The sequence below is a fragment of the Vibrio sp. 1580 genome (assembly GCF_033340055.1).
Genome location: NZ_JAWOVT010000515.1, coordinates 1 through 577, shown reverse-complemented (window position 1 = coordinate 577; position 577 = coordinate 1). Strand labels below are relative to the sequence as shown.

The following is a 577-nucleotide window of genomic DNA, read 5'->3' as shown; positions in this document are numbered from 1 at the left end:
AAGTAGCGGGTCGTATTCCTTACCATACTCATAGAAACCAATCTTTTGATTGCCTCCCGGGCCATCTGCTTCTGCATGAGCTAATCCTTCATACTGCAACAGCACTTCACCGGATTTAGCATCCACGAGATAAGTTGGTCTAGTGGGGTTTACCACTTGTTCAGAATCGGCAAAAAACTGGATCTCATAGGCTAAATGCGCAACGTCTTTTGTACTTTGCTTCTTATTCTTTCAAGGCTGAGCTGAGGAGTCGTGTTAGAAATGTCTTGCCCGATATCATGAACTAACGTACCGCCAAAGCGTTTGATTTTCCCTTGTTTATCGCGGTGTAAAACGATCTGTTTCCCCCAGATCGGAATTCCTTTGTAGGTTTGTTGATACCGGACGTGGACATCACCATTTTTGTCTTGGTTGGCTTTAAGCTTTTGAACATTATTGCCCGGCTTTAATCCAAGCGCTTTGGCGACATTTTGGGTCGCGGCAAGGTTTTGCTTTTCGAGAGAAACCACACGTCCATGATTTGGCTCTAATCGCTCCAACTGAGCGGCAGAGAGAGAAGGTGAAACAAGAAGTGGTG

General features: G+C 45.4%; 1 pseudogene. It reads right to left on the bottom strand.

From position 1 onward, the window contains the following. Positions 1-191 precede the first annotated feature (191 nt). Positions 192-577: pseudogene (locus R7093_RS26900) on the bottom strand (peptidase); the annotation flags it as partial.